The following is a 26,188-nucleotide window of genomic DNA, read 5'->3' on the forward strand; positions in this document are numbered from 1 at the left end:
CCGATTGTGCCAGTGTTCACTGGCAGGGTCGCGCGGACCAGGGAGGCGTCGGGATGACCGAGCACGAGCATGTACGGGTGGCGGTGATCGGGTCCGGGTTCGGCGGGCTGGGCGCCGCCGTACGGCTGCGACGCGAAGGGATCACCGACTTCGTGGTCCTGGAACGGGCCGGCGGCGTCGGCGGCACCTGGCGCGACAACAGCTATCCGGGGTGCGCCTGCGACGTCCCCTCGCATCTGTACTCGTTCTCCTTCGCGCCCAACCCCGAATGGCCGCGCACCTTCTCCGGGCAGGAGCACATCCGCGCGTACCTGGAGCACGTGGCGGACGTCTTCCGGCTCCGGCCGCACCTGCGGTTCAACTCCGAGGTCACGATGATGACCTGGGACACCGACAAGCTCCACTGGCGCATCGAGACCAGCAGCGGCTTCCTGACCGCGGACGTCGTGGTGTCCGCGACCGGACCGCTCTCCGACCCCAAGATCCCCGCGATCCCGGGGATCGGCACCTTCACCGGAAAGGTGTTCCACTCGGCCCGCTGGGACCACGACTACGACCTGCGCGGCAAGCGCGTGGCCATGATCGGCACCGGCGCCTCCGCCATCCAGATCGTGCCGGAGATCCAGCCGGACGTCGCCCGGCTGACACTGTTCCAGCGCACGCCGCCGTGGGTGATGCCCCGGGTCGACCGGGCCATCAGCGGCCCCGAGCGGTGGCTGCACCGGCGGCTGCCCTTCACCGCGCAGGCCCGGCGCGGACTGCTCTGGGGCATCCGGGAACTCCAGGTGCAGGCCTTCACCAAGCGGCCCGACGAACTCGGCCTGGTCGAGCGGCTCGCCAAGCGGAACATCTCACGCGCCGTCAAGGACCCGGAGCTGCGCGCGAAGCTGACGCCCGACTACCGGATCGGCTGCAAGCGGATCCTGCTCTCGAACGCCTACTACCCGGCGCTCACCCGGCCCAACGTGGACGTGGTGGCCTCCGGGCTCGCCGAGATCGACGGCTCCACGCTCGTCGCCGCCGACGGCACCAGGGCGGAGGTCGACGCCATCGTGTTCGGGACCGGCTTCCACGTCACCGACATGCCGATCGCCGATCGGGTCGTCGGGGCGGACGGCCGGACGCTGGCCGAGGCGTGGAAGGACGGCATGAAGTCGCTGCGCGGAGCCACCGCGGCCGGCTTCCCCAACTGGATGACGATCATCGGACCGAACACCGGTCTCGGGAACTCCTCGATGATCCTGATGATCGAGTCCCAGCTCAACTACATGGCGGACTTCGTACGGCAACTGGGCGTCCTCGGGGGGCGCGTGGCACTCGACGCCCGCCCCGGCGCCGTCGACGCCTGGAACCACCGGGTCCAGGAACGCATGAAGCGCACGGTGTGGAACACCGGCGGCTGCACGAGCTGGTACCTGGACGCCAACGGCGTCAACACGACCGTGTGGCCCGGCACGACGACCGAGTTCCGGGGCGCCACGCGCCGCGTCGACCTGGGGGAGTACGACGTGCTGCGCACGGCGGAACCCGCACCGGGGGAAGCGCCGGAAGCCGCGCCCGAGCCGCGCACCAAGAGCACCCGCGAGAAGAAGGTGGAGGCAGGCGCGTGAGCCGACTGACGCACGAGGCGCAAGGGACGTACGCGCCCCCCGTACCGGCGCGGGAACTGATCGCGCACTCCGCGGACGGCGCCCGACTGCACGTCGAGGTGCACGGCCGCGAGGACGCGCCCGCCGTCGTCCTCGCGCACGGGTGGACCTGCTCGACCGCCTTCTGGGCGGCCCAGATCCGGGACCTCGCCGCCGACCACCGCGTCATCGCCTACGACCAGCGCGGACACGGACGCAGTCCGGCGAGCGACGCGTGCAGCACCGAGGCGCTCGCCGACGACCTGGAGGCGGTGCTCGCCGCCACCCTCGCGCTGGGCGAGAAGGCCGTGCTCGCGGGCCACTCCATGGGCGGGATGACGCTGATGGCGGCCTCGGCGCGGCCGCGCTTCCGCGAACACGCCGCGGCCGCGCTGCTGTGCAGCACGGGGAGCACGCGACTGGTGGAGGAGTCCCGGGTGCTGCCGTGGCGCGCCGGACGGCTGCGGACCCGTCTCACCGGGGCCGTGCTCGGCTCGCGCGCGCCGCTCGGGCCCGTCACGCCCGTCGCCCGGCGGATCCTCAAGTACGCGACCATGGGCCCCGGTTCGTCGCCCGCGATGGTGGAGGCCTGTGCGCGGATCGTGCACGCCTGTCCGCGGGGTGTGCGCCACGCCTGGTCGGCCGTGCTCTCCACCCTCGATCTCGACGCGGGAGTGCGGGAGTTGAGGGTGCCGACCGCGGTGATCGCGGGCAGCGTGGACCGCATGACGCCGGTCGTGCACGCGCGCGCCCTCGTGGCGGCGCTGCCCAACTGTGTCGGCAGCACCGAACTGCCGGGCCTCGGGCACATGACCCCGGTGGAGGCGCCGGACCTGGTGACCGCCCGGATCAGGGAACTCGTCGCCACGTACGCCGTGAAGTCCGCGGAAGCCGAGCAGGTCGCAGAGATCAAGGAGGGCGCATGAGCAAGGTGAGCCTGGAAGGGCAGGTCGCCGTCGTCACGGGGGCGGCGCGCGGTGTCGGCGAGCTCCTCGCCCGCAAGCTCTCCGCGCGCGGGGCGAAGGTCGCGCTGGTCGGACTGGAGGCCGACGAGCTCAAGCGGGTCTCGGAGCGGCTGACCGGCGAGAGCGACCACTGGTACGCCGACGTCACCGACCACGAGGCGATGGCGCGGGTGGCCCGGGAGGTCGAGCAGCGGTTCGGGAAGGTGGACATCGTCGTCGCGAACGCCGGTGTCGCGAGCGGCGGGCCCTTCATGGACTCCGACCCCGTCGCCTGGCGGCGGGTGATCGAGGTGAACCTGATCGGATCGGCCGTCACCGCGCGGGCGTTCCTGCCGGCGCTGACGGCGAGCCGGGGCTATCTGCTGCAGATCGCCTCGCTGGCCGCGATGACCCCCGCCCCGATGATGTCGGCCTACTGCGCCTCCAAGTCGGGTGTGGAGGCGTACGCGCACAGCCTGCGCGCCGAGGTCGGCCACAAGGGCGTCCGTGTCGGCGTCGGCTATCTGTCCTGGACCGACACCGACATGGTGCGCGGGGCCGATCAGGACGACGTGATGCGGGAGTTGCGGCAGAGGCTGCCGTGGCCGTCCAACAAGACCTATCCGCTGGGGCCGGCCGTCGACCGGATCGTGGCGGGCATCGAACGCCGCTCCAGCCATGTGTACGCGCAGTGGTGGCTGCGCGGGATGCAGGGCGTCCGGGGATACCTGCCCGGTGTCATCGGCTCGGTCGGGCAGCGCGAGATGCGGCGGTTCGAGCCGCGCCTGGGCGAGGTGCGGACCGGGCTGGTCGGGGCGGGCGGCGCGGCCGACGAGCAGGAGCGGAAGTCGACCGCTCCCTGAGGCGGGCGGGGCGCCCCCGGAGGTGTCCCGGAAGCCGCCAAGAGGCCTCCCGAGGGGTTCCGGCGGGCCTCCGGAACGCGTCCTACCGGCGTGTCTCACGGTGAGTGACTGACCGAAATGCGTGCTGTGTTCCTGCGTGTCAGTCTGGTCGAGGCCCGGATCTCCCCCACTCCCAGGGGGAGATCGAGGGCCGAATCCCTCACCCGCAACAGGAGTGAATCTCATGAGCATGCAGGACCAGTTCAAGGACAAGGCCGAGCGGATGAAGCAGCAGGGCAAGCAGCAGGCCAAGACGAAGACGCGCCCCGAAGCCCGCCACCCCGAAGGCCGCCAGGACGAGGCGAGCCGTCGTGCCCCGGCCGGCCGTGACGGCGCGATGCCGGAGGCCGAGCGTGCTCGCCGAGAGGCCCAGGACCGCTTCGACCAGGACTACGACGCCTGACCGAAGTGCCTGTGCTCGGCCTGAATGAACAGGGCGCCCTCCTCCGGGAGGGCGCCCTGTCCGCGTGTCCGGCGCTCGTGCCCCTCGGGCCGGGCCGGTCACCGGCTCGGCCCCCGACTCGGTGGAGCCGGGGGCCGGTTCGCTCGATGGAGCCGATGGCCGGTTCGCTCGGTGGAGCCGAGGGAAGGGACGGGCGCCGCTTCGGGCGGGTGAGGGTCGGGTCAGGGGCGGTGCCGGGTCCGGGGCGGTGGCGGGTCAGTTCGGTCTCGGGGGGAGCTTCGGCCGTCGTCTGTCGGGCACGTCCGAGTGGTCCGGCGGGGAGGCCGCGGGGTGGGTGCGCAACATGTCGAGGGAGAGCTGTACGGCGTCGTCCAACTGGGCGTGGCGGCCCTCCGCCCAGTCGAGCGGGGTGCGCAGGATCTCCAAGTCCGGTGCGACACCGTAGTTTTCGACGGACCAGCCGTACGCGTCGAACCAGGCGGCGTTCATGGGCACGGTGATGACCGTGCCGTCGCCGAGGCGGTGCCGGCCGGTCATGCCGACGACGCCGCCCCAGGTGCGCTGCCCCACCACCGGGCCCAGTTTCAGCAGTTTGAAGGCCGCGGTGATCATGTCGCCGTCGGAGGACGTCGCCTCGTCGGCCAGGGCCACCACCGGGCCGCGGGGGGCGTTGGAGGCGTACGACACCGGCTGGGCGTCACGGGTCAGGTCCCAGCCGAGAATCGTGCGGGTCAGCTTCTCGACGACGAGCTCGCTGATGTGGCCGCCCGCGTTGCCCCGCACGTCGACGATGAGGGCCGGGCGCGAGACCTCCATCCGCAGATCGCGGTTGAACTGGGCCCAGCCGGAGCCGCCCATGTCCGGGATGTGCAGATAGCCGCAGTGACCGCCGCTCAACTCCCGGACCACCTGGCGGCGTTTGGCCACCCAGTCCTGGTAGCGCAGGGGGCGTTCGTCGATCAGCGGGACCACGGCCACCCGGCGGGAGCGCCCCTCGCCCTCCGCCGGGGTGAAGGTCAGCTCCACCGTCGTGCCGCCCGCGCCCGCGAGCAGCGGATACGGTCCGGTGACCGGGTCCACCGGGCGCCCGTCGACATGGGTGAGGACCGCGCCCTCGCGGATGCCGGCACCGGCCAGCGGGGAACGTGCCTTGGAGTCGGAGGAGTCGCCGGGCAGGATGCGCTTGAGCATCCAGTTCCCGTCACGGCAGACGAAGTTGGCGCCCAGCAGGCCCTGCCAGCGCTGGTAGTGGGGCGGTCCCTCGTTGCGGCGGGCCGGGCTCACGTACGCGTGCGAGGTGCCGAGCTCGCCGAGCACCTCGCGCAGCAGGTCCGCGAACTCGTCGGGGGAGGAGACCCGTTCGACCAGCGGGCGGTACTGCTCCAGGACGGCGGCCCAGTCGATGCCGCACATGTCCGGGTCCCAGTAGTAGGCGCGGATGATGCGGCCGGCCTCCGCGTAGGCCTGGCGCCACTCGGCGCACGGGTTCACCTCGTGCAGGATGCGGCGCAGATCGATCCAGACGGTGGAGTCGCTGTCGCCGGACTCGGTGGACGGGACGGCGCGCAGGTCTCCCTCGTCGACGACGACCAGCCGGGACCCGTCACCGCTCACGGCGAACCAGTCCAGGTGGTCGACGAGTTCGGACTTCTTCGCCTTGGTGATGTTGAAGAACTCCAGGGTCGGCCGGCCGGTCGTGTCGTCCGGGTTGGCGAACGTCTCGCCCAGCGCTCCGGAGATGGGCCAGCGCAGCCAGACCAGGCCGCCGCCCGCGACCGGGCGCAGCGCTGAGTACTTGGAGGCGGTGACCGGGAAGGGCGTCACCCGGCTCTCCAGTCCTTCGAGCTCGACGGTCGTCGCGGTGCCGTCGCCTGACCCGTCCTCGACCGGGTCGAGCCCCCCGGCGACCGGCCGCCCGTCGGGGTTCAGCGCGAACGGGGACGGGGTGGCGGAGGACAGGGGGACGAGATAGGGGCGGCAGCCGAGGGGGAAGGACAGGTCGCCGGTGTGCACGTCGTACACGGGGTCGAAGCCGCGCCAGGACAGGAAGGCGAGGTAGCGGCCGTCCCGCGTGAACACCGGGTTCTCGTCCTCGAAGCGGCCGTTGGTGACGTCGACGACGAGGCGGTCCTTTATGCGGGCCATCTTGATCTGCCGCAGGGAACGTCCGATCCCGGGATGGGACCAGGTCAGCCAGGCGCCGTCCGGCGAGAAGGCGAGGTCCGTCACCGGTCCGTTGATGGACCGGATGAGCTCGGTGACCTCACCCGCCGCGCTCGTCGGGACACCTCCGGACTCCACCCCGGATCCCGCCTCCACCCCGGATCCCGCCTCGGCCCCTGTCGCGTCCCCGTCCCCTGTTCCCTCCCCTTCTCCGGCCTTCGTGGCCGCGGTCCCGGCCCGGTCCCCGGCCTCCGTCCCGGCCCCCGCCCCGTCCTCGGACTCGGCTCGCGCCGCCCCGGCCGCATCACCCTCCCCAGCGGCCCCCGATCCATCGGCCCCTCCGACCTCATCGACCTCATCGACCTCGTCGAGGTCCTCCAGCCCGCCCAGTTCGGCGGCCTCCCCCGGCTCCTCCGTGGCGTCGAGCAGCAGCAGGCGTCCGTCGTTCGAGGCGATGGCGAGGCGTTCGCCCTGCGGGTCCGACACCAGTTCCTGCACGCGCCCCAACCGGCCGGAGGCGAGGCGGCGCGGCTCTCGGGCGCCGGTCGCGCGGGGCAGGTAGGCGATCTCGACGGCGTCCTCGCCCTCCGCGTCGGTGACGTAGGCGACCTGGCCGCCCGAGCCGAGCATCTCCGGCAGCCGGACCCGTACGCCCGGGGTGTCCGCGATGGTGCGCGCGGGCCCGTCGCGATGGGTGAGCCAGTACAGGCTGCCGCGGACGACGACGGCGCTGGCCCGGCCCGTCTCGTCCACGGAGATGCTGTCCACGTGCTGCGCGGCCGGCACCGGGTACGTACGCCGTCCCGCGCGCGGACCGCCCAGCAGGACGTCGAGGCGGCGGGGGACCGACTCGGGGGAGAGGTTGTCGACGATCCACAGGTCGCCCGCGCACTGGTAGACGATCCGGGTGCCGTCCGAGGAGGCGTGCCGGGCGTAGAAGGCGTCGTGATCGGTGTGGCGGCGCAGGTCGGAGCCCTCGTACGTGCACGAGTAGAGGTTGCCGATGCCCTCGTGGTCGGAGAGGAACGCGATCCGCCCGTCGACGAACATCGGGCAGGCGAGGTGGCCGCCCAGTTCGGCGACGAGTTGTCTGCCGTGCAGCCAGATGCGGCCCATGGCCCCGCCCCGGTAGCGCTTCCAGGCGGCCGGTTCGTGCGGCGGGGTGCCGGTGAGCAGCAGGGTCTTCCGCTCTCCCGCGATGTCGGCGACGCCGATGTCCGAGACCGGGCCCCAGGGCTGTTTGCGGCCGGGGTCGCCGTCGGTGGAGACGGAGTAGGCCCAGGTGAAGTAGGAGAAGGGCTGGCCGTGCGAGGCGACGGCGAGGATGTCGCCCTCGGGGGACCAGCCGCACACCTGGGTGTCGGCGCTGCCCCAGTACGTGAGCCGGCGGCCCGGTCCGCCGTCCACCGGCACCAGGTGGATCTCCGGGACGAGGCTGCGCCAGCTCGTGTACGCGATCCGCCGGCCGTCGGGGGAGAAGCGGGGGTGGCCGACCTTCGTACGGTCGACGGTGAGCCGCCAGGCGCGCCCGCGGCCGTCGAGCGGGGCCAGCCACAGGTCGTCCTCGGTGACGAAGCACAGCCGGTCGCCGCTCAGGTGCGGGAAGCGCAGATAGCCGGGGGAGTTCTCGTCCGTCGTCGCGTTCTCGTACTCGTGGCTCACCTCCCCATGCTTTTCCGCTGGAGGGGCCCCGGCAACTCGTGGCACCGGGGGCGCGTTGTGGGACGGGGGCGCGGGCGCGGTACGAGAGGGGCGCGTGGGGCGCGTTCAGGACCGCACGCGCCCCGCACGAACCCAGCCCGCCCCCGGCCGTGCGCCCCGCCTCGTCCCGGCGTGACCCAGCACACGTACGAAACGGTTTCGTTTCGCTGGTGTCGGGGGGTATCTTCAGGGACATACGAATCCGTGTCGTTCGAAGCGGGAGAGGTGAGTGGGATGACTGAAGCCGCGACGGCGCGTCGCAGTCGGATCACGCCCGAGCGTGAGGCCGAGCTGTACACGGCCGTGCTCGACCTGCTTCGGGAGGTCGGCTACGACGCCCTCACCATGGACGCCGTCGCGACCCGCACCCGTTCCAGCAAGGCCACCCTCTACCGCCAGTGGGGCGGCAAGGCCGAGCTCGTCGTGAAGGCCCTGCGGCACCAGAAGCCGCTGAAGTTCGGCGACATGGACACCGGGAGCCTGCGGGGCGACTTCCACGCGCTGACCCTCCGGCAGGACGACTGCCAGATGGAGCAGGACTCCGCGCTGATGCGAGGCCTGGCCATGGCGGCGCACGGGAACCCGGATCTGCTGAAGGCGTTCCGGGAATGGCTGATCGAGCCGGAGATGGAAGAGCTGCGCAAGGTGCTCCAGCGCGGTGTCGACCGAGGTGAGATCCGTGCGGACAACCCGGCGATGGAGTACGTGATGCACATGCTCATCGGTGCCTTCGCCGCCCGCACCATGATCGACGAGCTCCCACCGACGCAGGCCTTCCTGCATTCCTACATCGACGCCGTGGTCCTCCCCGCTCTCGGCGCCTGACGTCCCGCACCCGATTCCGTACCACCCCTTTACTGCAGATCCCTGCAGTCGCACCTGACGCGCCGCTCACGTCGTCGGGCTGATCCCCCCTGCCCCCACTCGGGTGATCACACCAGCCCCTGCCCTTCCACGACCTGACCGGGAGTACGCCCTCGTGGCCACGTTCCTCTACAAACTCGGCCGACTCGCCTTCCGGCGTCGGCATTTCGCCGCCCTGATATGGGTGGCGCTGCTGACCCTCGCGGGCGTCGGCGCCGCCTCCGCGCCCGTCGCGGGATCGTCCTCCTTCTCGATCCCCGGCACCGAGGCGCAGAAGGCCTTCGACCTGCTGGAGAGCCGCTTCCCCGGAATGAGCGCCGACGGGGCGACCGCGCGGGTCGTCTTCAAGGCGCCCGCCGGCGAGAAGATGGCGGACAAGGACAACAAGGCGGCGGTCAAGAAGGCCGTCAAGGTGCTCGGCACCGGTTCCGAGGTCACCTCCGTCACCGACCCGTTCAAGGCCCACGCCGTGAGCAAGGACGGCTCGATCGCCTACGCCTCGGTGAAGTACGAGGTCTCCGGCATGGAGCTGAAGGACGCCTCGAAGGACGCCCTGAAGGCGGCCGCCGAGGACGCCCGGCACTCCGGGCTGACCGTCGAGGTGGGCGGTGACGCGCTCCAGGCGACGCCCGAGACCGGTTCCAGCGAGGTCATCGGCATCGCGATCGCCGCGGTCGTCCTCGTCATCACCTTCGGTTCCCTGATCGCGGCCGGACTCCCGCTGCTGACCGCGCTGATCGGTGTCGGCATCGGCGTCTCGACGATCACCGCGCTCGCCAGCGCGCTCGACCTCGGGTCCACCACCTCCACCCTCGCGATGATGATCGGCCTGGCGGTCGGCATCGACTACGCCCTCTTCATCGTCTCGCGCTACCGGGCCGAACTGGCCGAGGGCCGCGAACGTGAGGAGGCGGCCGGACGGGCGGTCGGCACGGCGGGCTCGGCCGTGGTCTTCGCCGGACTGACCGTCGTGATCGCGCTGGTCGGGCTGTCGGTCGTCAACATCCCGATGCTCACGAAGATGGGTGTCGCCGCGGCGGGCACCGTCGCCCTCGCGGTCCTCATCGCCCTGACGTTGATCCCCGCGCTGCTCGGCTACGCGGGCCGCCGGGTCCAGCCGGCCGGCCAGAAGAGCAAGCTGCTCGGCGGCGGCCGTGCCGCCAAGAAGCAGGGCAGGCCCAACATGGGCACGCGCTGGGCGAGCTTCGTCGTCCGCCGCCCGCTCGCGGTGCTGCTGCTCGGCGTGGTCGGCCTCGGTGCCGCCGCGGTCCCGGCCGCCTCGCTCCAGCTCGGCCTGCCCGACGACGGCTCGCAGCCGGTGTCCACCACCCAGCGCCGCGCCTACGACCTGCTCTCGGACGGCTTCGGGCCCGGCTTCAACGGCCCGCTGATGGTCGTCGTCGACGCGAAGGCCAGCGACGCGCCCAAGACGGCGTTCAGCACGGTCCACGACGAGATCAAGGACATGAAGGGTGTCGTGAGCGTGAGCCCGGCGGCCCCCAACAAGGCCGGGGACACCGCGATGATCACGGTGATCCCCGACTCGAAGCCGTCCTCCGTCACGACCGAGGACCTGGTCCACAAGATCCGCGGCACGGGTGCCGACATCACGTCCGAGACGGACGCGACCGTCCTCGTCACCGGCTCCACGGCCATGAACATCGACTTCTCGCAGAAGCTCAACGACGCGCTGATCCCGTATCTCGCGCTCGTGGTCGGCCTCGCCTTCCTGCTGCTGATCGTGGTCTTCCGCTCGATCCTCGTCCCGCTGAAGGCGGCCCTCGGCTTCCTGCTCAGCGTGACGGCGGCCCTCGGCGCGGTCGTCGCGGTGTTCCAGTGGGGCTGGCTGTCCGGCCTGATGGGCGTCGAGGAGACCGGCCCGATCATGTCGATGATGCCGATCTTCATGGTGGGCGTGGTCTTCGGTCTCGCCATGGACTACGAGGTGTTCCTCGTGACGCGCATGCGGGAGGCCTTCGTCCACGGTGAGAAGCCCGGTCAGGCGATCGTCACCGGGTTCAAGCACGGCGCCCGCGTCGTCACGGCCGCCGCCGTCATCATGATCGCCGTGTTCTCCGGGTTCATCGGCTCCAGCGAGTCGATGATCAAGATGATCGGCTTCGGTCTCGCCATCGCCGTCTTCTTCGACGCGTTCGTCGTCCGGATGGCCCTCGTGCCGGCGGTGCTCGCGCTGCTCGGCAAGCGGGTCTGGTGGCTGCCGAAGTGGCTCGACCGCGTGCTGCCGAACGTCGATGTCGAGGGCGAGGGCCTGCGGGCGCTCGACGAGAAGCCGCGCGACGGGGACCACGACAAGGAGCTGGTCGGCGTCTGACCCGCGGCCCGCGCGCAGCCAGGCCCCGGCTCCCGCGAGCGCGGCCTCGGTTCGCGCGGAGCCCGGACTCGGCTCCCGCGGAGCCCGGACTCGGCTCCCGCGGAGCCCGGACTCGGCTCCCGCGGAGCCCGGACTCGGCTCCCGCCGTGACCGGCCGGACCGTTCACACGAGAGACCTCGCCGACGCCTCGGCGAGGTCTCTCGCGTATGCGGCGTTCCTCAGTGCGCCACGGGCGTGGCGGCCATGTACGTACGGCGGAGGAACCGCATGAGCGCCTTCGTGTCGAGCTGCACGACCGCCACCCCGTGATCCGAGTGGAACTCCAGGACTGCCTGGACCCGGCCGCACGGCCAGATCCGGACCTCGCCGCTGTCGACCGGGACACGCAGACCGCGTTCCAGGAGCTCGCGCTCGAAGGTCCACTCGTGCGGGCCGGGCAGCGTGACGCAGACCAGGCGGGGGTCCGCCTCCGGGTCGTACCGGAGGGCCACCGGGACGGCCCGGTGTTCGTCGTCGAGGGAGTCGGCGGTGTCCGTCACGATATGAGCGCGGGCGTACTGTTCGACGGCGTGCATGAACCGACTCCTTACGCTGCGTCACCTATGTGGAAGATGTGAATTCCGTCACCATTCCAATGTCGCACATCTCGCGGAAACCGCTCTCCGGCCGTCCGTGACCCTCCCTCAGAGGACGCCTGCCCGGCCACGGCGCTTGCATGTGTGCGCGGACCACATTCGCCCCGAAGGGCCGAGGCGCCGGAGCCGGTGAACCGCGCCCGTACACCCGGCCACCAGCCGTGAACCGCTTCCGTACGCCTGCGTGTCGCAAGCTGTTCGCACTTCCTGGCTCTTGCAAGTCGTTCGCAACAAGGCACTATCATCGGACGGTGCATGTACCTGACGGATTCATCAATGCCCCGGTCTCCGCGGTCACGGGTGTGGTCGCCGCAGGCGCCGTCGCCGTGAGCCTGCGAGGTGCCCGCCGCGAACTCGACGAACGGACCGCGCCGCTCGCGGGCCTCGTCGCCGCCTTCATCTTCGCCGTGCAGATGCTGAACTTCCCGGTCGCCGCCGGGACCAGCGGACATCTGCTCGGCGGCGCCCTGGCCGCGATCCTCGTCGGCCCCTTCACGGGCGTCCTGTGCGTCTCCGTCGTCCTGCTCATGCAGGGCATCCTCTTCGCCGACGGCGGGCTCACCGCGCTCGGCGTGAACATCACCGACATGGCGATCGTCACCACGGTCGTCGCGTACGCCGTCTTCCGCGGCCTGGTGAAGGTGCTGCCCCGCACGCGGCGCTCGGTCACCGTCGCGTCCTTCGTCGCCGCGCTGCTCTCCGTCCCGGCCGCCGCCGTCGCCTTCACCCTCATCTACGCGATCGGCGGCACCACCGACGTCGCGCTCTCCAAGGTCGCCACGGCCATGGTCGGCGTCCACGTCCTCATCGGCATCGGCGAAGCCGTGATCACGGCGCTCACCGTCGGCGCCGTCATCGCGGTGCGGCCCGACCTCGTGTACGGCGCCCGCGGCCTCCAGCAGCGCCTCAAGCTGCGGGTGAACGGGGAGCTCGTCGACACGCCCGCGGCCGCCCCCGCCCCGGTCGCGGCCCGCTCCTCGCACCGGAAGGTGTGGATCACCGGCCTGGTCACCTCCCTCGTCCTCGCCGGGTTCGTCAGCTTCTACGCCTCCGCGAGCCCCGACGGCCTGGAGAAGGTCGCCAAGGACAAGGGCATCGACACCAGGACGAAGGCGCACGCCTCCGAGGGCTCGCCGCTCGCCGGCTACGGCGTCAAGGACATCTCCGACGCCCGCCTCTCCGGCGGTCTCGCCGGGGTGATCGGCGTCGGTGTCACGGTCGTCGCGGGCACCGGTGTCTTCTGGGCGGTCCGCAGGCGCCGTACGGCCGACTCCACGCCCACCTCCGTGGCGGGAACCGTCTGACGTGGGAGCGGGACACGCCCACAAGCTGTACGTGCACGGGCACTCGCCCGTGCACGCCCTGCCGCCGCACACCAAGCTCGCCGCCACCCTCGCCTTCGTGGTCGTGGTCGTCTCCACCCCGCGCGAGGCGATGTGGGCGTTCGCGCTGTACGCCGCGCTGCTGGCGGTGGTCGCGCACCAGGCCCGCGTACCGGCGGGGGTCCTGCTGCGCCGGCTGCTGATCGAGATCCCGTTCGTCGCGTTCGCGGTGCTCATGCCGTTCGTGGCGGAGGGCGACCGGGTGGACGTGCTGGGCCTGTCCCTGAGCGTCAACGGCCTGTGGGGCGCCTGGAACGTCCTCGCCAAGGGCACCCTCGGCGTCGCCGCCTCCGTCCTGCTGGCCTCCACGACCGGACTGCGCGAACTGCTCCTCGGCCTCCAGCGGCTGAAGCTCCCGCCGCTGCTCGTGCAGATCGCCTCCTTCATGATCCGCTACGGCGACGTCATCACCGACGAGATGCGGCGGATGCGGATCGCCCGGGAGTCGCGCGGCTTCGAGGCCAGCGGGGTGCGGCACTGGGGGGTGCTCGCCAAATCGGCGGGCGCGCTGTTCATCCGTTCCTACGAACGCGGGGAACGCGTGCACCTGGCCATGGTGAGCCGGGGATACGCCGGTTCCATGCCCGTCATCGACGAGGTGACCGCGTCCCGGGCACAGTGGTCGTACGCCCTCGCCCTTCCGTTCGCCGCCCTCGTCGTATGCCTGTTGGGATGGATCCTGTGACGCCTGCCGCAACTTCTCTGGAGGTCTCCGGCCTCGCGTTCGCCTACCCGGACGGGCACCAGGCCCTGTTCGGCGTGGACTTCCGGATCGGGCGCGGCGAGCGCGTCGCCCTGCTCGGCCCGAACGGCGCCGGGAAGACCACCCTCGTCCTGCACCTCAACGGCATCCTGACCGGCGGCGCCGGCACGGTGACGGTCGCCGGACTCCCCGTCGGCAAGCGGAACATGGCGGAGATCCGGCGCAGGGTCGGCATCGTCTTCCAGGACCCGGACGACCAGCTCTTCATGCCGACCGTGCGCGAGGACGTCGCCTTCGGGCCGGCCGCCGCGGGCATGAAGGGCGCGGAACTGGAGGAACGCGTCCGCACCGCGCTGGAGCGCGTCGGCATGGAGGCCTTCGCCGACCGCCCGCCGCACCACCTGTCCTTCGGGCAGCGGCGCCGGGTCGCCGTCGCGACGGTGCTGGCGATGGAGCCGGAGATCCTCGTCCTCGACGAGCCCTCCTCCAACCTCGACCCCGCCTCCCGGCGTGAACTCGCGGACATCCTGCGCTCGTTGGACGTCACGGTGCTCATGGTCACGCACGACCTGCCGTACGCCCTCGAACTGTGCCCCCGCTCCCTCGTCCTCAGCGACGGCGTGATCGTCGCCGACGGCACGACCGGTGAGGTGCTCTCCGACGACGAGCTCATGCGCACCCATCGTCTGGAGCTTCCCTTCGGGTTCGACCCGCGCTCCGTGACAATGGGGGCGTGACGAAACAAGAGGACGTCGGGCCGCCGGCCGGGTCGCTGCTGCTCGACGACCAGTTGTGCTTCGCGCTGTACGCCGCCCAGCGGGCCGTGACCGCGGCCTACCGCCCGCTGCTGGACGAGCTCGGCCTCACCTACCCGCAGTACCTCGTGCTGCTGGTCCTGTGGGAGCGCGGCGAGACCACGGTCAAGGAACTGGGCGCCGCCCTGCACCTCGACTACGGCACGATGTCGCCGCTGCTCAAGCGGCTGGAGTCGGCGGGGTTCGTACGCCGTGAGCGTTCGGCGCACGACGAGCGCTCGGTGCGGGTCGCCCTCACCGGGCGCGGCGAACTGCTCAGGGAGCGCGCGGAGGACGTACCGCAGGCGCTGCTGACGGCGACCGGCCTGAGCGAGGACGACGTGGCGCGGCTGCGCGAGGAGCTGCGGCGGCTGGCCGAACGGGCGGAGGGCGCGGCGGCACGCGGGCGCTGAACGTTCGTCGCCACCCGAGGCTTCCCGGAGCGCATACCGGCCGGTACCTTGTGCACGATACATTTGTGCGCGATGCGCCTGTGTGCGCTTCTGTTGCCCGCTCCGGGGGAGGTCCTGCCGTGATCGACGGCGCCGTAGTCGACACCCGTCCGACGAAGATCATGTATGTCGCCGAGGCCACCGCGCACGGCGGCCGCAGCGGCTTCGTGACCAGCCAGGACGGGCAGCTCGAACTGAAGGTCGCGATGCCGCCGGCCCTGGGCGGCGACGGCAACGGCACGAACCCCGAGCAGCTCTTCGCCGCCGGATTCAGCGCCTGCTTCCACAACGCCCTGGTCATGGTCGGCCGCCGCGCCGGCCTCGACCTCTCCGGGTCCACCGTCGCGGCGAAGGTCGGGATCGGCCCCAACAAGCAGCGCGGCTACGGACTGGCGGTCGCCCTGAGCGTCTCGCTCCCCGTCGTCGACGAGGACGTGGCGGCGAAGCTCGTGGACGCGGCGCATGAGGTCTGCCCCTACTCGAACGCCACCCGCGGCAACATCGAGGTCACGATCCTGCTGGGCTAGCCCTCCCTAGGAATCGAAGGCCGCGGACGCGTGTTGGACTCACCATCGGCAGTGTGAGGCGACAGGGAGCGCGGGCGTGGATGTGAACGGCACGGTGGCGGAGGGCTTCGAACCGGTCAGGGAGGCGTTCGCGGCCAACTTCGCGACGCTGGGGGACCGGGGCGCCGCCGTCACCGTGTACCGCGACGGGCACAAGGTCGTCGACCTGTGGGGCGGCACCCGTGACGTCGACGGCACCGAGCCCTGGGAACAGGACACCGCGCAGATCGTGCGCTCCGCGACCAAGGGCGTCGCCGCCGCCGTACTCCTGCTGCTCGCCCAGCGGGGACAGCTCGACCCGGACGCCCCGGTCGGCGCCTACTGGCCCGAGTACAAGGCCCACGGCAAGGAGCACACGCGCGTACGGCATCTGCTCGCGCACCGGGCCGGCGTCCCCGCCGTCGACCGCCCGCTCACCCCCGCCGAGGCCGCCGACCCCGACCTGACGGCCGCGGCGGTGGCCGCCCAGACGCCCGCCTGGGAGCCCGGGGCCGAGCACGGGTACCACGCGCAGACGTACGGCTGGCTGACCGGCGAGCTGGTCCGGCGTGTCACCGGGCGCACGATCGGCCGGTGGATCGCGGACGAGCTGGCCGGCCCCCTGGGCCTCGACCTGTGGGTCGGGCTTCCCGAATCGGTGGCCGGCCGGGTGGGCCGGGTCGCGCAGACCGAGGCACCGGCCACGCCGGGCGGCCTCAAGACCCGCCCCAAGCGCGCGGTCTCCGACGCCTACGCCGACCCCGGCAGCCTCACCCGCCGCGCCTTCGCGGCCATCACCCCGATGCCCGACGAGAACGACCCCGCCTACCGCGCCGCCGTCCTGCCCGCCTCGAACGGCATCGCCACCGCCGACGGCCTCGCCCGCTTCTACGCCGCCCTGATCGGAGAGGTGGACGGCGTCCGGCTGTTCACACCGGAGACGCTGGCGGCCGCGCGCTCGGAGCAGTCCGCGGGACCCGACCGTGTCCTCGTCGTCAACACCCGCTTCGGCCTCGGCTACATGCTCCACGGCGGGGCGTCGCCGCTGCTCTCCCCGGGCTCCTTCGGCCACCCCGGCCGAGGCGGCGCCCTCGGCTTCGCCGACCCCGAGTCCGGCATCGCCTTCGGCTACGTCACCAACGGCTTCCGCAAGAGCGTGACGGCGGACCCGCGGGCCCAGGCCCTGATACGGGCGCTGCGCACGGTCGTCACGGCGTAGTCGCCGTGTGGCCGCCGGCCGGTCACGCCCCGGCCGGATCAGCGGCCGGAGGAGGGGGGTGGGGTGCGGCTTGCCTCGATTCACGCCCGGGACGGCTTCCGGGGCGCTACCCCTTTACCCACCCCCCTGTGCCGCGGGCCCCGCGCGGGGGCAGCTCCGTCCGGCCTCGGCTTCGCACACTACGGGGACCCACTGACAACGGCCCGCACGCGACCGTCTACCCGGCCCCCGCGTGCAGCATCAGCCCTATCCCCACGACCAGGAGTCCCGCCGCCGCGATCCGGGGCGCGCCGAACCGCTCCTTGAAGAAGACCGCTCCGATGGCCGCCCCGACGATGATCGAGGACTCCCGCAGCGCCGCGACCGGTGCCAGCGCGGCGCGGGTCTGGGCCCACAGCACCAGGCCGTAGGCCGCGACCGAGAGCGCGGCGCCGAGGAGGCCCACGGCGGCGTGCGGCCGTAGACGTGCGAGCGTCCCGCCGCGCCAGCGGTACAGCGCGTACGCCGGGACGGCCACGCCCTGCGCGGTCATCAGCCAGGCGATGTAGCCGAGGGAGGTCCCGGAGGCGCGCACGCCCAGGCCGTCGACGACCGTGTACGCGGCGATCGCCACGCCCGTCGCGAGCGCGGCGCCGATCGCGGCCCAGTCGGGGCGCCGGCCGCGCAGCCCCCACAGCGCCACCCCCGTCAGGCCCGCGCAGGACAGCGCGACGCCCGAGGCCGCCCAGCGGTCGGGCACCTCGTGCGCGAACAGGGCCGCCAGCACCGTGACGACGAGCGGAGCGGAGCCGCGCGCGATCGGATACGCCAGCCCGAAGTCGCCGAGCCGGAAGGAGCGCATCAGCAGCATCATGTACGCGACGTGGATGGCGGCCGAGACGAGCAGGTACGGCCAGGCCCCGGACGAGGGGAGCGCGACGAACGGCGCCATGGCCAGGCCGAGCAGCACCCCGCCGCCCGCGATCAGCGTGAAGCCGACGAGCTTGTCCTCGATGCGGTGCGCGAGCGCGTTCCAGCCCGCGTGCGTGACCGCGGCCAGCAGGACGGCCGCGGCGACGAGCGGCGTCACGCGATCGGCTCGCGCACATCCACCACCGTGGCGCCCGCGTGCGCGATCAGACTCTCGGGGTCCATCGGGAAGACGCTGAACGGGGTGCCCGCCGAGGTCCACACCGTGTCGTGACCGAGCACCGAACGGTCCACCAGGACACGGATGTCCGTGAGGTGCCCGAAGGGCGGGACGGCACCGGGCCCGTATCCGGTCGACTCCCGTACGAGCCGGCCACCGGCCCGGGTGAGCTTCGCGGCGCCCAGCTCCCGTCGTACGAGCTCCATGCCGACGTGCGCCGAGCCGTCCAGCAGCACCAGGACCGGGGCCCCGTCCGCCGCGAAGAACAGCGACTTGCAGATCTGGCTCGGCTCGCAGCCGATCGCCGCGGCTGCCTCGGCGGTGGTGCGGGCCGTGTCCGGGAAGCGCCGGACCCGCCCGATCACCTCGCCGAGGCCCAGCTCCCGCAGCGCCTCGGCGAAACGGGGGTCGGTGTCGCTCGCGACGGAGGAGGGACCCTCGCCGGCGTTCTCATCGGTGACGTTCATGCACGGCACGCTAGCGGTCGGTGTACACCCCATGCGACCGGGCCCCGAGCGTCCGCCCGGACTCCCGCCTCAGTCCCACCAGAACCTCCACAACGGAGCGCCGACGAGGGACGCCGCGTTCCGCGGGCGGGTGTCAGCCGCCGTTGCCTGCCTTCAGGAGGGCCGCCACGATCGGGCCCGCCGTGCTGCCGCCGTGGCCGCCCTGCTGGACGACGCCGGCTCCCGCCAGATCGCCCTTCCACGCGGTGAACCAGCCGTTGGGCTGCTTCTGGTTGTCGACCTCGGCGGAGCCGGTCTTGGCGCCGTAGTCGGGGCCGAGTCCGGCCATGGCCTCGGCGGCGGTGCCCGCGGCGGCCGTGTACTGCATGACCTCGCGGAGCTGGGCGAGCGTGGTCGCGGACATCGTGCGGGACGCCTTGGCCAGGGTGCGGTGGTCGACCGACGGGGCGACCAGGTAGGGCTGGTGGAAGGTGCCGGACTGGACGGTGGAGGCGACCGACGCCATGTTCAGCGGGTTCATGCGGACCCCGCCCTGGCCCATCAGCTCGGCGGCCATCTGCGCGGCGCTCTGCACCGGCACCGAGCCGTCCGCCGAGGGCACGCCGATGGCCCAGTTGTTCAGGCCCAGGCCGAAGACCTGCTGGGCCTGCTTGGTCAGGTCGTCGTCCTTCAGCTTCTCGGCCTGGGTGATGAAGGCCGTGTTGCAGGAGCGCGCGAAGCTCGCCTTGAACGTGCCGTTCTTGATCTCGAAGTCGTCGTCGTTGTGGAACTTCCAGCCGCCGTACGTCGCCGTCTTGGGGCACGGGTGCGGCTTGTCGGGCGAGGCGAGGCCCTTCTCGAAGAGCATCGACGCCGTGATGACCTTCATCGTGGAGCCGGGCGCGAGGGAGCCCTGGAACGCGGTGTTGAAGCCGTGGCCGCTGTTCGCGACGGCGAGGATCTCGCCCGTCGAGGGGCGCATCAGGACCACCGACGCCTTCGGCTTGGCGGCCACCAGACGTTCGGCCTCCGCCTGGAGGGTCGGGCTCAGTGTCGTCTGGACCTTGCCCGGCGTGCCCGCGCTGAGCGTCAGCAGGGTCTTGTCGGGGGTCTTCTGGGCGCCCTTGGCCGCTGCCTTGCGGACCACGCGCAGCTCGATGCCGGCCTTGCCGCCGGCCGTCTTGCCGTACTTCTCGCGCAGCCCGTCGAGGACCGTGCCCAGGGAGGGGTACTTGGCGGCGGTCAGCTCACCGCCGTGCCGGTCGATGGCGGTGACCGGCGGCGTCCCGGCCTCGCCGGTCACCAGCCGGTCGCCGTCCTGGAGGTCGGGGTGGACCACGGACGGCTTCCAGCCCACCAGGGCCACGCCGTCCTTCGCCCGCCGCACCACCGTCAGCTTCGTGGAGTACGACAGGGGCTTGGTCATGCCCTTGTAGGTGACGGTGCCCTTGACGGTGAAGGGGATGTCGGCGCCCGAGCGCTTGCCGGCGGTCAGGGTCACTCCGCTGATGCGGGCGTCCTTGCCGAAGCCGGTCAGCGTGGTGGCGGCGGCGGCCGAGTCGTCGGTCGCCGCGGCCGCCCGGGTGACGTCGCCGCTCTGCCAGGCCTTCAGGAAGGTGGTGGACGCCATGGTGACCTCGGCGGCCGACAGCGGGCCCGTCTTGACGGCCTTGCGGGTGGTGGCCGTGGTCCCCTCGTCGGCCGACGCCCCGCTGCCGTAGAGGCTGTAGGCACCCAGGGCCACGCCGACGACGGCGACGGCGATCACCCCGCCGAGCACGGCGGGCTGCTTCGTCTTCGGTCTCTCGGCGACGCGCCTTCTCTTGCCCACTGCCCTGTGTCCTCCGCCGTCCCCTGGTGCCCCGTGGTGCCCTCTGGTGCCCCCGTGCCTCTCGCTCCTCAACGAGAGGCACCACCCTAGGGTCCCGTCCTGTGCGGAGCGACTTCAGCCGCCCGTTCGTAGCACAGCTGCGACGATCGGGCCGGCCGCCTGCCCGCCGTGGCCGCCCTCCTGCGTCATGGCGGCGGCCGCGATGTCGTTGCGGTACCCGGTGAACCAGCTGTTGGACCTGGCCTGGCCGTCGACCTCGGCGGAACCGGTCTTGGCCCCGATGCTGCCGCCGAGTCCCGCCATCACCTGGGCCGCGGTGCCACTGACGGCCGTGCGGTTCATCATCGCGCGGAGCTGGGCGACCGTACCGGAGGACAGGCCCTTCGCGGTGGCCAGTTCACGGCCGTCCAGGGAGCGCGGCACGATGACCGGCTGCCGGAACGCGCCCGTCATCGCGGTGGCGGTGACCGACGCCATGTTCAGCGGGCTCATCTGGACCTGGCCCTGGCCGATCATGTTGGCCGCCGTGTCCGGGCCGCCGGAGGCGGGCACCGAGCCGTCGAAGGACTCGATGCCGGTCTTCCAGTTGTTCTGGCCCAGTCCGAAGCGCTGCTGGGCCTCGTTGGTGAGGGAGTCGACCTTCACGTCGTCCGCGTACTTCACGAAGGCGGTGTTGCAGGAGCGCGAGAAGCTGTCGGAGAGCGTGGCGTTCTCCTGCGGCTTCATGCCGGTGAGGTTGTGGAAGGTCTGGCTCTGCCAGACCGCGGTGTCGGGGCAGGTCGCGGGCCCGTTCGCCGTCGTGATGCCGTTGTCGATGAGGGTCGCCGCGCTGATGATCTTCATCGTGGAGCCGGGCGCGAGTTTGCCGAGGAAGGCCGCGTTGAAGCCGTCCGAGCGGTGGTTGGCGACGGCGAGCACCTCTCCGGTGCTGGGCTTGACCGCCACGACGGAGGACTCGGCGTACCGGGTGACGGCCTTCTCGGCCGCGGCCTGCGCGTTCGCGCTGAGTGTCGTACGGACCCTGCCCGGCCGTCCCTTGGCGAGGGTGACCAGGGTCGTGTCGCCGCCGGTGCCCTCGGCGCCGTGCCGGATCGACAGCTCGATGCCGGGTGTGCCGCCCGCCTTGTCGCCGTACTTCGCCCGGAGCGCGTCCAGGATCGGCCCCAGGGAGGGGTACTTCTCCTTCGTCAGGACAACGTTGTTCCGGTCCACGGCCTCGATCGCCGGGCTCGCCGACTCGCCCGTGACCAGCGTGTCGCCGTCCTTCAGCTCCGGGTGGACGACGGAGGGCTTCCAGTCGACCAGGGCCTTGCCGGTGGTCTCGCCGCGCACGACGGTCAGTTCGGAGTCGTACGCGAACGGCTCGCTCTTCCCGTCGTAGGACACCGTGGCCTTGACGGAGAACGGCACCCGGGCCCCGGAGGCGGCACCCGGGGTGATCTTCACGTCGGTCAGATGCGCGTCGTCGCGGTAGCCGGCGAGCAGGCCCTCGGCGTTCGTCGCGTAGTTCGTCAGCGCGGCCGCCTTGGCCGCTTCGCCCTTCTCCCAGGCAGCGAAGAAGGCGCGGCTGGTCTCCTTGACCTCGGCGCCGCTCGGCGGCCCGGTCTTCACCGCCGCGGGCCCGCCGGCTCCCGTGCCGCCGTCCCCGCTGACCGCCGTCACCACGTTGTAGGCGCCGTACCCGGCGCCGCCCACCATCACCGCGAACACGCTGCCTATGACGGCAGCCCTGGCCCCCTTGCGCATCGCGCGACCCCTCCCCGTGACCCCTTCTCCGAACTTCTGAACGCGTTCAGAAAAGTCGGTGCATGCTGCACTCTAGGCGCGGGAGGGGCTGGTGGTGCAGACCTTCGCCGAATCGTTAGCCACGAAAACGGCCGCATCCACGAACACCGTTCACGGACGTGTCCCGCGGACCCATTCCAGCCACCCACCCCACCCGGAACCCACGAATCCAGCCACATCCGTGATCCCCTTGCCGCGGCCTCACCGGCAGGTCGGGTCGACGAGAGGATCGCCGTGCTGATCGTCCGAGGCCGGCCGACGGTGAAGCGTCAGGTGCGGCGGCGGCCCGCGCGAGGCGTGGACGCGCGGCGCCAAGGGCTGTAATGATCGCGCCACGTTTCGTCGGGGATTCGGCGCGTGACGGGGGGAACCGTGCACCTGCTCTTCATCTGCTTCACGACATTCATGGCGCTGATGGCGTCGGTGGGCGTCGCCCTCGGCGTCGCGGCGATCACCTTCGGGTGGGTGCTCCCCAGGATCCGACCGAGGGTCGAGCGCCCTCGCCTCTACGGTTGGGGAGCGCTGCTGATGGCCCTCAGCATGGTCTTGACCGGGCGCCTCATCGAGCTGTTCACCGACCCGATCCCGGGGTTGGGGCCGGCGACCGGGTCGGGGCCGTTGTTCCTCGGTGCCGTGGTGATCCGGTCGAGTCGACGACCTGAGATCGCCGATCCGCAGGAAGCGGACAAGCCCTAGCCACCGACGACCACGGGGGCGCGGCTCGCGGCCGCGCCTCCCGTGGTGTCCGTCCAGTCAGACCCGCGCTCCAGGGAGCGTCCTTGGGGCCCCGAGGAGGGCGCTTTGGCTCCGCCTGTGGTCTCCCAAGCCGCGTGCGTCCCTGGGCCGTGATCGTGAGAACCGGACGCTGGTTGGTTTTGGCCAGGTGCGGCATTCCTTGCCCGGCATCGGTAGGGCGGGCCGCATGACGGTTCTACCAGCCGGTCAGGTCGACCAGGAGGTCACAGTGCGGGTCGTCAGGGGCCGGCCGTCGGTACTGCTCCTCCCCGAGGAGGGAGGGCACGGAGGCGATCAGGGCGGTGTGCGGGGTCCCGGCCGGACGGACGTCCACGCCGACGATGCCGGGCCGATCGGGACGCTGCACGTACAGGCGCAACAGCCCGTCGCCGTGCATCAGGAAGCCGATCAGAAAGGGGTCCTCGACGTCACCGGGGTCGGACAGGGCGTGCACGAAGGTGAGGGCCCGACCCTGTTCCGGCTCCGGGTCGGGGGTGATCTCCTCCGGGCGCAGGCGGATGAGCGTCATCCCCATGACCTCGTCGACGTCACCGCTGCCGTACGTCCGGGGTCCAGTCAGGACGGTACGCAGCAGGCCGGGGATCCAGTAAGGGGTCACCGTGTCGTCGGGGATCTCGTAGAGGAGGTCCCGGCTGTCCTCGTCGTCTCCGACGCGGACGGCGACACGCACGGCGCCCGGTGCGGGCAGGACGCCGCGCAGGTGGCAGTGGTCGGTGATCGGAGCGTTCAGGTGGTACAGCAGGCGGCGGGTGACCGCCGCCTGCTGTTCGCGGTCTTCGGGCTCTGCCCGGTCGGCTAGACCCACGTGTCCAGCCACATCCTGGACCGCCACTGTTCGATCGGGATGGCCGTGCCCGTGTACAGGGGCCAGAAGTAGATGAAGTTCCACAGGATCAGGAGGACCAGGACGCCGGCTCCTGCTGCGCCGATCACTCGGCGGCGTTCTCCGGAGCCGGGTGGGCCGAGGATCGCGCCGATCATCATCGTCACGGCCAGACACAGGAACGGGACGAAGACGACCGCGTAGAAGAAGAAGATCGTGCGCTCCTGGTACAGGAACCAGGGGAGGTAGCCGGCCGCGATGCCGCAGGCGATGGCGCCCGCCCGCCAGTCGCGGCGGAAGGCCCAGCGCCACAGCACGTACAGGACCGCGAAGCAGGCGGCCCACCACAGCAGGGGCGTGCCGAGCGCCAGCACCTCGCGGGCGCACTTGTCGCCGGCGTCGGCGGGGCAGCCGTCCTTGCCGGGCAGCGGGGACTCGTAGAAGTACGAGACCGGGCGGCCCGCGACGATCCAGCTCCACGGGTTGGACTGGTAGGTGTGCGGCGACGACAGGCCGACGTGGAACTTGTAGACCTCGTGCTCGTAGTGCCACAGGCTGCGCAGCCAGTCCGGCAGGAAGGTCCAGTTGCCGCCCTTGCCGTCCGTCACGGCCCAGTTGCGGAAGTAGCCGCCCTTGCCGTTGTCCGGCGACAGGATCCAGCCGGTCCAGGAGACCAGGTAGACGGCCAGGGCGACCGGGACCGTCGCCAGGAAGGTGATGCCGGTGTCGTGCCGCAGAGCCGCCGTGTAGGGGTGCCGGGCGCCCGCGACCCGGCGCGAGGCCACGTCCCACAGGACCGCCATCACGCAGAACGCGGCGAGGACGTACAGCCCGTTCCACTTGGTGCCGATGGCCAGGCCCAGCATGAGGCCCGCCGTCCAGCGCCAGGGCCGCAGGCCGAGACGGGTCGTCTCCGCGATGTGGGCGTCGGGGCGGACGACACCGTTCTCGTCGACCGGCAGCGCCTCGGCCAGTCTCGCCCGCGCCTTGTCCCGGTCCACGACCAGACAGCCGAAGGCCGCCAGCACGAAGAACATCAGCACACCGTCGAGCAGCGAGGTGCGGCTCATCACGAAGTGCAGACCGTCCACCGCCATCAGCAGCCCCGCGAGGCAGCCGAGGAACGTCGAGCGGAACAGGCGGCGCCCGATCCGGCACAGCAGCAGCACCGACAGGGTGCCGAGCAGCGCCGTCATGAAGCGCCAGCCGAAGGGGTTGAAGCCGAACATCCACTCGCCGAGCCCGATGACGTACTTCCCGATCGGCGGGTGCACGACATACGCGGCGTCGGTCGGGATCTTCACATGCCCGTTGCTCCGAAGGATCAGGTCGTTGGCGTCCTTCGTCCAGTTGACCTCGTAGCCGCGGTGGAAGAGTGCCCAGGCGTCCTTCGCGTAGTACGTCTCGTCGAATATCACCGCCTTGGGGCTGCCCAGGTTCCAGAACCGCAGCAACCCGGCGAGCAGGGTCACCAGGAGCGGGCCCACCCAGCCCGACCAGCGGTTGAAACGGTCGGCGACTCCCTGACGCAGCCCGAGCGCGGCCCAGATACCCGGGCCTGGCTGGGCGTACGGCGGTACGAGCCGGTCGCGCACATCACTTCGGGGCGGCGCCGTGTAGCCGAATCGGCGCAGCCGCTGCTGCCACGACGGCCGCCGAGCGTCGGCGGCCTGGCCCTGCCCCTGCCGGGTGTCCGTGGAGGACGCGGTACTGGTCACCGCGCCATCGTAGGGAACAGGTCTGTGGGAGTCCCGTGCATGGCCCCCTTCCGGTCGGATGAGCTTGTCGGGCCGCACCCCTGCGAGGATGGGACCGTGACAGGAATCCTTGTGTTGGCAGGCACTCCCATCGGCGACATCTCGGACGCGCCGCCACGGCTCGCCGCCGAACTGACCGGGGCCGATGTCGTCGCCGCCGAGGACACCCGCAGGCTGCGCCGGCTCACCCAGGCCCTCGGCGTCCAGCCGACGGGGCGGATCGTGTCGTACTTCGAGGGGAACGAGGCCGCCCGGACCCCGGAACTCGTCGAGGCGCTCGTCGGCGGGGCGCGGGTCCTGCTGGTGACCGACGCCGGGATGCCGTCCGTGTCGGACCCCGGCTACCGGCTCGTCGCGGCCGCGGTCGAGAAGGACATCAAGGTCACCGCCGTCCCCGGCCCCTCCGCCGTGCTCACCGCGCTCGCGCTGTCCGGCCTGCCCGTGGACCGCTTCTGCTTCGAGGGCTTCCTGCCCAGGAAGGCCGGTGAGCGGCTGTCCCGGCTGCGGGAGGTCGCCGAGGAGCGCCGCACGCTCGTCTACTTCGAGGCGCCCCACCGGCTCGACGACACCCTCGCCGCCATGGCGGAGGTCTTCGGCACCCAGCGGCGCGCCGCCGTCTGCCGCGAACTGACCAAGACGTACGAGGAGGTCAAGCGCGGCCCGCTGGGCGAGCTGGCCGCCTGGGCCGCCGAGGGGGTCCGCGGCGAGATCACCGTCGTCGTCGAGGGCGCCCCCGAGAAGGGCGCCGAGGAACTGGACGCCGGTGAGCTGGTGCGCAGGGTGCGGGTGCGCGAGGAGGCGGGGGAGCGGCGCAAGGAGGCCATCGCCGCCGTCGCCGCCGAAGCGGGGATTCCCAAGCGGGACGTCTTCGATGCGGTCGTGGCGGCAAAGAACGCCGAACGAAGCGGCCCATAGAAGGGCAAAGGACTATCGTGAAAAGCAAAGATCAGGCCGCGTGACAGGAGCCTTCCGACAAGGAAAGGCCAAGACGGC

At 71.7% G+C, this 26,188-nt stretch carries 22 protein-coding genes; 14 read left to right on the forward strand and 8 right to left on the reverse strand.

The window, feature by feature from the left end; translation table 11 throughout:
• Window positions 1-53 precede the first annotated feature (53 nt).
• The 4 genes from ACFRIC_RS29090 (at window position 54) to ACFRIC_RS29105 (ending at window position 3,877) form a co-directional block, all read left to right on the forward strand.
• Entirely contained in the window at window positions 54-1,610 is a 1,557-nt protein-coding gene (locus tag ACFRIC_RS29090; protein ID WP_382791623.1) for a flavin-containing monooxygenase, read from the forward strand.
• Window positions 1,607-2,554, forward strand: coding sequence for an alpha/beta fold hydrolase (locus tag ACFRIC_RS29095; RefSeq protein WP_382791626.1), 948 nt, complete (start codon window positions 1,607-1,609; stop codon window positions 2,552-2,554). The genes ACFRIC_RS29090 and ACFRIC_RS29095 overlap by 4 nt, the downstream gene beginning before the upstream one ends.
• The gene (locus tag ACFRIC_RS29100; protein ID WP_382791629.1) at window positions 2,551-3,435 is read left to right on the forward strand and encodes an SDR family oxidoreductase; all 885 of its coding nucleotides are present in this window, start codon (window positions 2,551-2,553) and stop codon (window positions 3,433-3,435) included. The genes ACFRIC_RS29095 and ACFRIC_RS29100 overlap by 4 nt, the downstream gene beginning before the upstream one ends.
• Before the next feature lie 223 nt (window positions 3,436-3,658).
• Window positions 3,659-3,877 (forward strand): hypothetical protein, encoded by a 219-nt coding sequence (locus tag ACFRIC_RS29105; protein WP_382791632.1) that lies wholly within the window; start codon window positions 3,659-3,661, stop codon window positions 3,875-3,877.
• Between the two features lie 255 nt (window positions 3,878-4,132).
• On the opposite strand, the gene ACFRIC_RS29110 is transcribed toward ACFRIC_RS29105, so the two are convergent.
• Window positions 4,133-7,702 (reverse strand): S41 family peptidase, encoded by a 3,570-nt coding sequence (locus tag ACFRIC_RS29110; protein WP_382791634.1) that lies wholly within the window; start codon window positions 7,700-7,702, stop codon window positions 4,133-4,135.
• Between the two features lie 273 nt (window positions 7,703-7,975).
• Here ACFRIC_RS29110 and ACFRIC_RS29115 point away from each other — a divergent pair, with 273 nt between their 5' ends.
• Together ACFRIC_RS29115 and ACFRIC_RS29120 are read left to right on the forward strand one after the other, a co-directional pair.
• Window positions 7,976-8,566 carry a TetR/AcrR family transcriptional regulator gene (locus tag ACFRIC_RS29115; RefSeq protein ID WP_382791637.1) on the forward strand — a complete coding sequence of 197 codons (591 nt, stop codon included), beginning with the start codon at window positions 7,976-7,978 and terminating at the stop codon, window positions 8,564-8,566.
• Between the two features lie 154 nt (window positions 8,567-8,720).
• Window positions 8,721-10,937, forward strand: coding sequence for an MMPL family transporter (locus ACFRIC_RS29120; RefSeq protein ID WP_382791640.1), 2,217 nt, complete (start codon window positions 8,721-8,723; stop codon window positions 10,935-10,937).
• Between the two features lie 219 nt (window positions 10,938-11,156).
• Here ACFRIC_RS29120 and ACFRIC_RS29125 read toward each other — a convergent pair whose 3' ends face one another.
• On the reverse strand, window positions 11,157-11,513 hold the full coding sequence (locus ACFRIC_RS29125) for an SsgA family sporulation/cell division regulator (protein WP_382791642.1): 357 nt from the start codon (window positions 11,511-11,513) through the stop codon (window positions 11,157-11,159).
• Between the two features lie 311 nt (window positions 11,514-11,824).
• Here ACFRIC_RS29125 and ACFRIC_RS29130 point away from each other — a divergent pair, with 311 nt between their 5' ends.
• The 6 genes from ACFRIC_RS29130 to ACFRIC_RS29155 all read left to right on the forward strand — a co-directional run bounded on the left by ACFRIC_RS29130 (window position 11,825) and on the right by ACFRIC_RS29155 (window position 16,668).
• Entirely contained in the window at window positions 11,825-12,877 is a 1,053-nt protein-coding gene (locus ACFRIC_RS29130; RefSeq protein WP_382791645.1) for an energy-coupling factor ABC transporter permease, read from the forward strand.
• Between the two features lies 1 nt (window position 12,878).
• Window positions 12,879-13,640 (forward strand): cobalt ECF transporter T component CbiQ, encoded by a 762-nt coding sequence (cbiQ, locus tag ACFRIC_RS29135; protein ID WP_382791647.1) that lies wholly within the window; start codon window positions 12,879-12,881, stop codon window positions 13,638-13,640.
• Window positions 13,628-14,395: an energy-coupling factor ABC transporter ATP-binding protein gene (locus tag ACFRIC_RS29140; protein WP_382791650.1), complete on the forward strand. Its 768-nt coding sequence runs from the start codon at window positions 13,628-13,630 to the stop codon at window positions 14,393-14,395. Before cbiQ ends, ACFRIC_RS29140 begins: the two co-directional genes overlap by 13 nt.
• Window positions 14,392-14,865 carry a MarR family winged helix-turn-helix transcriptional regulator gene (locus tag ACFRIC_RS29145; RefSeq protein ID WP_382791653.1) on the forward strand — a complete coding sequence of 158 codons (474 nt, stop codon included), beginning with the start codon at window positions 14,392-14,394 and terminating at the stop codon, window positions 14,863-14,865. Before ACFRIC_RS29140 ends, ACFRIC_RS29145 begins: the two co-directional genes overlap by 4 nt.
• Before the next feature lie 161 nt (window positions 14,866-15,026).
• Window positions 15,027-15,431, forward strand: coding sequence for an organic hydroperoxide resistance protein (locus ACFRIC_RS29150; RefSeq protein WP_382792071.1), 405 nt, complete (start codon window positions 15,027-15,029; stop codon window positions 15,429-15,431).
• 76 nt (window positions 15,432-15,507) lie between these two features.
• Window positions 15,508-16,668 (forward strand): serine hydrolase domain-containing protein, encoded by a 1,161-nt coding sequence (locus ACFRIC_RS29155; protein ID WP_382791655.1) that lies wholly within the window; start codon window positions 15,508-15,510, stop codon window positions 16,666-16,668.
• A 217-nt stretch (window positions 16,669-16,885) separates the two neighbouring features.
• Here ACFRIC_RS29155 and ACFRIC_RS29160 read toward each other — a convergent pair whose 3' ends face one another.
• The 4 genes from ACFRIC_RS29160 to ACFRIC_RS29175 all read right to left on the reverse strand — a co-directional run bounded on the left by ACFRIC_RS29160 (window position 16,886) and on the right by ACFRIC_RS29175 (window position 21,820).
• Window positions 16,886-17,737, reverse strand: coding sequence for an EamA family transporter (locus ACFRIC_RS29160; protein ID WP_382791658.1), 852 nt, complete (start codon window positions 17,735-17,737; stop codon window positions 16,886-16,888).
• Window positions 17,734-18,264, reverse strand: a complete 531-nt coding sequence (locus ACFRIC_RS29165; protein WP_382791661.1) for a YbaK/EbsC family protein — start codon at window positions 18,262-18,264, stop codon at window positions 17,734-17,736. The genes ACFRIC_RS29160 and ACFRIC_RS29165 overlap by 4 nt, the downstream gene beginning before the upstream one ends.
• A 133-nt stretch (window positions 18,265-18,397) precedes the next feature.
• Window positions 18,398-20,074: a penicillin-binding transpeptidase domain-containing protein gene (locus ACFRIC_RS29170; protein ID WP_382791664.1), complete on the reverse strand. Its 1,677-nt coding sequence runs from the start codon at window positions 20,072-20,074 to the stop codon at window positions 18,398-18,400.
• 114 nt (window positions 20,075-20,188) lie between these two features.
• Window positions 20,189-21,820, reverse strand: a complete 1,632-nt coding sequence (locus ACFRIC_RS29175; RefSeq protein WP_382791666.1) for a penicillin-binding transpeptidase domain-containing protein — start codon at window positions 21,818-21,820, stop codon at window positions 20,189-20,191.
• Between the two features lie 411 nt (window positions 21,821-22,231).
• Here ACFRIC_RS29175 and ACFRIC_RS29180 point away from each other — a divergent pair, with 411 nt between their 5' ends.
• The gene (locus tag ACFRIC_RS29180; RefSeq protein WP_382791668.1) at window positions 22,232-22,555 is read left to right on the forward strand and encodes a hypothetical protein; all 324 of its coding nucleotides are present in this window, start codon (window positions 22,232-22,234) and stop codon (window positions 22,553-22,555) included.
• Between the two features lie 235 nt (window positions 22,556-22,790).
• Here ACFRIC_RS29180 and ACFRIC_RS29185 read toward each other — a convergent pair whose 3' ends face one another.
• Together ACFRIC_RS29185 and ACFRIC_RS29190 are read right to left on the reverse strand one after the other, a co-directional pair.
• Window positions 22,791-23,420 carry a hypothetical protein gene (locus ACFRIC_RS29185; RefSeq protein WP_382791670.1) on the reverse strand — a complete coding sequence of 210 codons (630 nt, stop codon included), beginning with the start codon at window positions 23,418-23,420 and terminating at the stop codon, window positions 22,791-22,793.
• On the reverse strand, window positions 23,411-25,156 hold the full coding sequence (locus ACFRIC_RS29190; RefSeq protein WP_382791672.1) for a dolichyl-phosphate-mannose--protein mannosyltransferase: 1,746 nt from the start codon (window positions 25,154-25,156) through the stop codon (window positions 23,411-23,413). The genes ACFRIC_RS29185 and ACFRIC_RS29190 overlap by 10 nt, the downstream gene beginning before the upstream one ends.
• Window positions 25,157-25,252: 96 nt before the next feature.
• Between ACFRIC_RS29190 and rsmI the strand changes: the two genes are divergently transcribed.
• Entirely contained in the window at window positions 25,253-26,110 is an 858-nt protein-coding gene (gene rsmI / locus ACFRIC_RS29195) for a 16S rRNA (cytidine(1402)-2'-O)-methyltransferase (protein ID WP_382791675.1), read from the forward strand.
• The last annotated feature ends 78 nt before the right edge of the window (window positions 26,111-26,188 follow it).

The organism is Streptomyces sp. NPDC056738 (assembly GCF_042790435.1).
In the GTDB taxonomy this organism is placed as follows: Bacteria; Actinomycetota; Actinomycetes; order Streptomycetales; family Streptomycetaceae; genus Streptomyces.

Excerpts from the sequence above, each read along its gene's own strand:
- ACFRIC_RS29090 (WP_382791623.1), top strand. The coding sequence starts at position 54 with ATGACCGAGCACGAGCATGTACGGGTGGCGGTGATCGGGTCCGGGTTC.
- ACFRIC_RS29100 (WP_382791629.1), top strand. The coding sequence starts at position 2,551 with ATGAGCAAGGTGAGCCTGGAAGGGCAGGTCGCCGTCGTCACGGGGGCG.
- ACFRIC_RS29105 (WP_382791632.1), top strand. The coding sequence starts at position 3,659 with ATGAGCATGCAGGACCAGTTCAAGGACAAGGCCGAGCGGATGAAGCAG.
- ACFRIC_RS29115 (WP_382791637.1), top strand. The coding sequence starts at position 7,976 with ATGACTGAAGCCGCGACGGCGCGTCGCAGTCGGATCACGCCCGAGCGT.
- ACFRIC_RS29125 (WP_382791642.1), bottom strand. The coding sequence starts at position 11,513 with ATGCACGCCGTCGAACAGTACGCCCGCGCTCATATCGTGACGGACACC.
- ACFRIC_RS29140 (WP_382791650.1), top strand. The coding sequence starts at position 13,628 with ATGGATCCTGTGACGCCTGCCGCAACTTCTCTGGAGGTCTCCGGCCTC.
- ACFRIC_RS29150 (WP_382792071.1), top strand. The coding sequence starts at position 15,027 with ATGTATGTCGCCGAGGCCACCGCGCACGGCGGCCGCAGCGGCTTCGTG.
- ACFRIC_RS29165 (WP_382791661.1), bottom strand. The coding sequence starts at position 18,264 with ATGAACGTCACCGATGAGAACGCCGGCGAGGGTCCCTCCTCCGTCGCG.
- ACFRIC_RS29175 (WP_382791666.1), bottom strand. The coding sequence starts at position 21,820 with ATGCGCAAGGGGGCCAGGGCTGCCGTCATAGGCAGCGTGTTCGCGGTG.